Origin of the sequence: Cohnella baijiui, from assembly GCF_020731285.1 — a bacterium.
In the GTDB taxonomy this organism is placed as follows: domain Bacteria; phylum Bacillota; class Bacilli; order Paenibacillales; family Paenibacillaceae; genus Cohnella.
Window position 1 is genome coordinate 22,154 of the sequence record NZ_JAJFOW010000060.1, and the last position, 6,520, is coordinate 28,673.

The 6,520-nt window shown below is 64.6% G+C and carries 5 protein-coding genes and 1 pseudogene; all 6 read right to left on the minus strand.

Annotation, left to right across the window (positions count from 1 at the left end):
- Nucleotides 1-5 precede the first annotated feature (5 nt).
- Nucleotides 6-1,547, minus strand: a complete 1,542-nt coding sequence (locus LKX83_RS30085; protein ID WP_227886652.1) for a sensor domain-containing diguanylate cyclase — start codon at nucleotides 1,545-1,547, stop codon at nucleotides 6-8.
- A 95-nt stretch (nucleotides 1,548-1,642) separates the two neighbouring features.
- Nucleotides 1,643-2,920, minus strand: coding sequence for an ABC transporter permease (locus LKX83_RS30090; RefSeq protein ID WP_227886654.1), 1,278 nt, complete (start codon nucleotides 2,918-2,920; stop codon nucleotides 1,643-1,645).
- Nucleotides 2,913-3,683 (minus strand): ABC transporter ATP-binding protein, encoded by a 771-nt coding sequence (locus LKX83_RS30095; RefSeq protein ID WP_227886656.1) that lies wholly within the window; start codon nucleotides 3,681-3,683, stop codon nucleotides 2,913-2,915. Before LKX83_RS30095 ends, LKX83_RS30090 begins: the two co-directional genes overlap by 8 nt.
- A gap of 124 nt (nucleotides 3,684-3,807) precedes the next feature.
- Nucleotides 3,808-4,701, minus strand: coding sequence for an aminoglycoside phosphotransferase family protein (locus LKX83_RS30100; protein WP_227886658.1), 894 nt, complete (start codon nucleotides 4,699-4,701; stop codon nucleotides 3,808-3,810).
- Nucleotides 4,702-4,896: 195 nt separating this feature from the next.
- Nucleotides 4,897-6,105: an S-layer homology domain-containing protein gene (locus tag LKX83_RS30105; RefSeq protein WP_227886660.1), complete on the minus strand. Its 1,209-nt coding sequence runs from the start codon at nucleotides 6,103-6,105 to the stop codon at nucleotides 4,897-4,899.
- 195 nt (nucleotides 6,106-6,300) lie between these two features.
- A pseudogene (locus LKX83_RS30110) lies at nucleotides 6,301-6,520 on the minus strand (DEAD/DEAH box helicase); the annotation flags it as partial.

Consider the following 6,520-nt stretch of genomic DNA (forward strand, 5'->3'; position numbering starts at 1 on the left):
TTTCGTCAACCGGCCGATCCGCTCGACTCGGCGACGGCGAACGACGGCTGGTACAGCCGGTAGCAGTTGCGCCCCTGCTGCTTGGCCTGATACATCGCCACGTCGGCGGCATGCATCAGGCCAAGCGGATCCGCCGCGTGCACCGGCCATTGGGCGACCCCGATGCTAACGGTGACCGGCGAACCCGCATGTACCGCGCCGCTTTCGCCCGTCAATCCGGCGAGCAGTTCCGCGGCGACCGCCTCCGCCGCCCGGGCATCGACGAAGCCGGGCAGCAGAACGGCGAATTCGTCGCCGCCGATCCGGCAGATCTGTCCGGGCGAGGGCACGCAGGCGCGCATGATGCCCGCGATGAGCCGGAGAAATTCATCGCCCGCCAAATGCCCGTGCACGTCGTTCACTTCTTTGAAATGGTCCAAGTCGAGAATGAGCAGCGCGCCGGGTTCCGCCCCGTTCAAGCAGGATCGGAGCGCCTCCTGGAACCGAAGCCGGTTGCCGAGCCCCGTCAGCGGGTCGTGGTACGCGAGATAGACGATTTCGTCCTCGGCTTTTTTGCGCTCGGTCACGTCCTGAAGCACGACGTAGGTCAGCCGCTCCCCATCGGCGAACAGCTCGTTGACGAGCGCCGACACCCGGCGCCGTTCTCCCCGTCCGCCGACGATCTCGATCTCCCCTTGGGCGGAGCCGTCCGCGGCTTGCGGAAGCGCCGATCCTTCCGCCAGAAAGCTGTCCAGCGCCTGCCCTCGAAGCTGGTCCGCCGTATAGCCGAACAAGAGCAGCACCATCGGATTCGCTTCCTTCACGACGCCCCGGCTGTCCAGGAGCAGCACGCCGAACGGAGACAGGTCGAAGAGCACCCTGTATTTCTCCATCTGCGAGGGCATAAATCCGTAGTGCAGCACCGCCCGCCGAATAAAAAATCCGTAGAGCAGCGTCCCGAACAGGGCGACCGGCGGCGCGCCTTCGACGGGATCGCCGAGCGTCGCTTGCGCCAGAGCGGAAGCGAACAACCAGACATTGCCGCTCAGGATCGCCATCCCGACCTGCAGAAGCTGCGTCCGGGACGGATCGTCCTGGGGCTGAGCGCGCAGCTGCCGCCAGGCCTGCGCCCACCTCGCGACGCTGTACAAACAGCAGATCGCGCCGAGGGCGAGCAGCAACACCTCTTGCCGCTGGCCGCTACCGAACGACGGAACGACCATCAACAAGATCGCCGCCAGCGGCGGCGCGGCGAAGCAAACGTCGAGCCCGTCGAAGGAAGCCCGGGTCGACCGGAAGGTGATCTGCCGGATGAACCGCATCGCGAAGCCATTCAGAACGATGCCCGGGAGCGCCTCGAACCAGGCGACGAAGTCGTCGGCCTGCTCGGACGGCATCGACTGGTCCAAATAAGCGCATCCGAAGAGCAAAGCCATAAGACCGAACATGACGGCGGCCGTGCGATGGAGGCGGTGGCGGGGGTTGCGCTGATAGATTTCGCTGGCCAACCAGCCGAGCATGGCGCACGGAATCGCGTGCAATGCGAAATAAAACAGCTGTACGCCCATCCCGCCATTCCTCCCGGCCCCTCACAAAATAGTTAAATAGTACTATTCGATATCCAGGACATTTTTCCTGCATCCCACGATCCGCGCGTTCGAAATTATAGCTCGTCCTCTTCGTCGCCTTCGCCCGCCTTCGCCATGCGCCGCGGAAGAAGCCAGCCGGTCCAGAGGAGACCCGCGGCAAGCAGCAGCAGCCAGAGGGAGGCGTCGAACGGGCGCGACGGGAGCGCGGCGACGAGCCAGAGCAGCAGCGTCGCAGAGACGCCGGCCGCGCGAACGGCGGCGGCCGCGGCTTTCATCCGGCCTTGCGGCGGCAGCGGCACGACCGATGCGTGTTCGGCAAACCGGATGCGGCCCAGCTCGGTCAGCTGCAGACCGCCCACAGCGACGGCGATGGCGTAGGCGATCAGGTCGACGGAAGACGTCTTGGCGACCGCGAGGATGATCGCGAGCACGGCGTTCCATCGCCAAAAGGCGCCAAACGCCTCGCCGCGCAGCATCGTCTTGGCGTACAGGTAATTCCAGGCGTACTTCCGATGTCGCGGGATCCGGTCGCCGATCCAGGCGATCCACGCCCGGCGGGCGGGAGAAGGCGATTCATTCGGCACGTCGACGAACCAGCCGAGGAAGCCTTTCCAGCGGCGGCGGGCGGCGCGTTCTTCGGCGATGAGCCGGTCCCAGGGAAGCGCATGGCGGGTAGGCAGGCGCGCTGCGGCGCTGACGAGCGCAGCGGCGAGCAGCGCGAAGGGTAACGCGAGCGCGAGGGATTTCGTCAGCAGCGCGGCTGCGGCGAGCGCGGCGACCGCCCATCTCGCGAGGCGCAGGCCGGCGCGCCAAGCGGCGAACGCGCAGCGGCGCTCGTCCCAGGCGGCGAAGGCGCTCCAGCCGCCGAGCAAGGCGAACGCCAGCGCGAGCGCGACCCAGCCGCCGGCGGTTGCCGGCGCGGCGGCGGCCGTCACAGGCGCGCGGACGTAGAGCGGCGCGAAGACGGCGAGCACCGCAAGCGTGCGCAGCGCGCCGGCGATCGCCGCCCGGCGCACCGACGGCCGGAGGATGTCCGTCAGCACCGCCCGCTCGAGCGGAAGCGCGAAGACGGTATCCGACGGCTCGAGGTAGGTGCGCAGCGGCGTATAGAGGGCGGTCAGCGCGAGCGCGCAGACGCCGACGATATCGGCCGGCCAGCGGGCCGGCATGTCCGTCAGCAAGCCGGCGTACCACGCGAGCAGCGTAATGCCGATCGCCGACAGAACGAGCGCGAATCCGCTTTGGAACACATAGCGGAAGTAAGGCACCACTTCCTTGCGGAACGCCGCCGCCCGCCCCCGGCGCCATTCGCGGAGCTGCGCGCTCCGCTGCGGGCGGGGAACGTCAGCCAACGGGGCGCCCTCCTTCCTCGGCGGCCAGAACAATCGCCTCGAAGGCGTCGTCCAGGGTCGCCTCTTCCGGCGTGTCCAGACCGGAGGCGATCTTCACCTCGCCCGGCGTCCCCGTCGCGACGATGCGGCCTTGATGCAGGACGACGAGACGGTCGGCCCGGCGCTCGAGCGCGGGCAAGATGTGCGAGCTGAGCAGGATGGCGGATCCGGCCGCCCTCGCCTCTTCGAGGGCGCCGATTAGCGCCCGGGTCGCGAGCGGGTCGAGCCCGAGAAAAGGCTCGTCGATGATGAGCAGCGGTGGTGCGACAAGCAAAGCGTTCATGAGCATAACCTTCTGCTTCATGCCCTTGGACAGCGTGCCCGGCAGCGCCCCCATCGCGTGGCTCATCCGGAACGTCTCCGCGAGCTTCTCCGTCTTGTGGTCCGCCTCCGCCGGATCCAAGCCGTATGCCATTTCGGTCCACCGCAAATGCTCCGCCACCGTCAGGTTCGGAAAGAGCGACGGCTGCTCCGGCACGTAGGCGCAAGAAGAACGGAAGCGGTCGCGGTCCTCTTCGAGCTTCACCCCCGCTACGCGCACCTCGCCGGCGTGCGGCAGCATGAGTCCGAGCACGTGCTTGATCGCCGTGCTTTTGCCCGCCCCGTTCAGGCCGATCAGACCGACGAGCTCGCCCGGCCGGATGTCGAAGCTGATATCGTGCAGCACCGGCTTGCGCGTGCTGTAGCCGCCGGTCAACCGGCGGATTTCCAATGCTGGCGTCATGCGGCGAACCCCTTTCGCGGATGGCATGTCATCCTCTCATTATAAACGAGGGCGTCACCCGGCACAAAAAAGGCGGCGTCGGCATCTACCGGGTGATGATGCGCCTTTCGCTGCGCGCGGCAGTTCAGAATAAGGCCGGCTGCGCGATCCACGCCTGCCATTCCACGGACCCTTGGACGCCGAGCAGACGATAAAAATACCGGTACGCCGCACGATGGCGGGAGAGATCGGGGGGATCCAGAATCGTCGAATAGCCTTGTAGAAAAGACGCCGCCGATCGCTCGTCGAGTACGTACTCCAAGCCGACAAAATCGAATTCGCGCGGACCGACGGCATAGGCTTCGACGTCTACGATCGCGGACAGCATTCCCTCGCGAACGAGAAATTGCGACGGATCAAGGTCGATCAGCACGGGGCAAAAATGGTTCGGCATCGGCAGATCGCGAAGCTCCCGGATGGTGTCGTCGAGCCGTGCCCGAATTTGGAACTCCTCCGCATAATCGCGCTCGGCGAGCTGCCGGATCGTTTGGGACAGCCGGTCGTGGAACGACGAGACCGGTTCGGTCCGGGTAAGCGCCGGATTTCCGAAGTAGTCGCAGCGCTGCAGGTGCACTTGGGCCAGCCAAACGCCCAATTGGTGCAAGAGCGCGTCGGATTGACCTATGAACGAGGAACAGGGCTCTCCCTTCATCTTCTCGACGACGAGGTACTCCCTCTCCTCCATCGTCGCATGCGCCAACACGCGGGGTGCCGGAATGCCCCCCGTAGAACCGAGCATCCGGGCGTTCGCCGCGAAGTGTCGCATTCGCCTCGGATCGATTCCGAATAGATCGTAGCATCCCCCCCAAAACTCGTGGCTCGGCGCCTCCCGCCATCTCGAGGAACGTACGACGCGCTCTTCCGATACCGTCCGGACCGACCAGACGTCGCTGGCATGTCCGGAATAGCCCGGATCGAGAATGGTGACCCGCTCGATCGGGTCGCGAAAGAGCGGCTGCAGCATCACTTCGATCGTCATGAATCGGACCTCCGTATCTTCGTTGGTCTTTCCAGGATCATCCATATCCATTGTTCCGCATTCCTCCCGAATGCGCAAGCCGTTTGTGACGACGGTTGCCGGTCTCCTCGTGCAAAAGGACCTCGATCTCCGCTTTGCAGCGGAAATGAGGTCCATCGTTCGTTATAGCGAGCAAGGATTTAGATCCGCCCGTCGTTAGGACAGCACTTGCACGTTGGTCACGACGTTGTTCACGATCGTCACCGTGACGTTTTTGCTCACGGCGAGCGCGCCGCCCGTGATCTGGAGCGAATCGCCGACCTTGTAGGTGTTCGTCACCGTTTCGCCGTTCACGATTTTGGCCAGCTTGATCGCGTCGATCTTGTTGGAGGCGTACGTGATCTCGGTCAGCGTGCCCGTGTCAGACGTTTGGACGGGCGCGTCCGCCGCTTTGGTCACTTCGATGAAGACGGCTTTGCCGTTGTAGGTGCGAACCAGCGCTTCGTCGCCCTGCTGAATGGCCGAAGCGGATACTTTGACGTCCTTGCGGAACACGAAGACGCTCGCGTCAAGCGGTACGGCGTACGTCGTGCCGTCGGCTTTTTTCACCGTGATCGTCCCGTTCGCGACGCTCTGCACCGTGCCGACGATCGCCGTATTGCCGTTCTCCGGCAGTTGCCCGCCGGCGCGGTCCAGCAGCGCGGCCAGCTCGGCGCGGGTCACCGGCTTGTTCGGCTGGAACGTGCGGTCGCTATAGCCGGTGATGAGTCCTTTTTCGACAGCCACGGCGACGTAGCCGACCGAGCCGGCCGGAATCTGGTTCGCGTCGCGGAACGGCAGCTGCGCGTCCATTTTCTTTTTCGCTTCGCCTTCCAGCTTCATCGCCTTGACGAGTAGAATGGAAGCCCAAAGACGATCGGCGGGTTTTTCCGGCTGAACCGCGGTATCGGACTCGTTGAACAAATCGTTTTCCAACGCTACTTGCAGGTAGCCGATCGCCCACGGATACTTCTTCTGAACGTCCGGGAAGTCCTTGAAGTTCAGCTTGGCGTTCATGTTCTCGGGCTTCTCCGCCTCGTCCTTCAGCCCCAGCAGGCGGACCGCCGCGACCAGCGCCTCGATGCGCTTGATCTTTTCCTTCGGCTTGAAGCTGCCGTCCTCGTATCCGTTGAACACTTGCTGGGACGCGAGGCGAATGATGTGCTCGTACGCCCATTTCCACTCCTTGTCGTTCAGGTCGTGGAAGTTCAGATTCAGCTCGATTTTCGTTTTGCCTTTGTTTTTCTCTTTATCGTCCTTCTTATCGTTGTGCTTCGAGTTTGCATCCGCATAAACGCCGGACAGGCTGCCGGCCAAGACGCCGACCGCCAAGGTGGTTACTGCCGTTTTGCGCAGAATCGAGCGTTTTTCGTTGCTGTGCGTCATTGTCGATGACACTCCTTCTCCGTGAGGTTGACGGTTCTGCACCGTGTGCCCATACCATTCGGGGGAGGATCGGAGGATTCGATGGGTCGCCGGCGAAAATGAGTCCAAAGGCGCAGAAAAGACCCGGATCCGCCTGCGAAACGCAGGGGAATCCGGGCCTTCGGATGGAGGGTCGCGACGAATTACGCGGTCAGGTCAGGTCGCGTCCGTCCCCGCATCGCCGCGCTTATCCTTCAGCCAGCGGGGCGCGCCTTTGTTTTTGCGATCCCGCTCGCGATCGGCCTTGATCTTGGCCGCGCGGGACGGCTTCGGCGCAGCCGGCTTCGGCGCAGCCGGCTTCGCCGCCGGCTTGCCGCCGCCCGGCCGATCCGCTGCGGGGTCCGCGGCGCCGGAACGCGGCGCGTCTGGCCGTGCG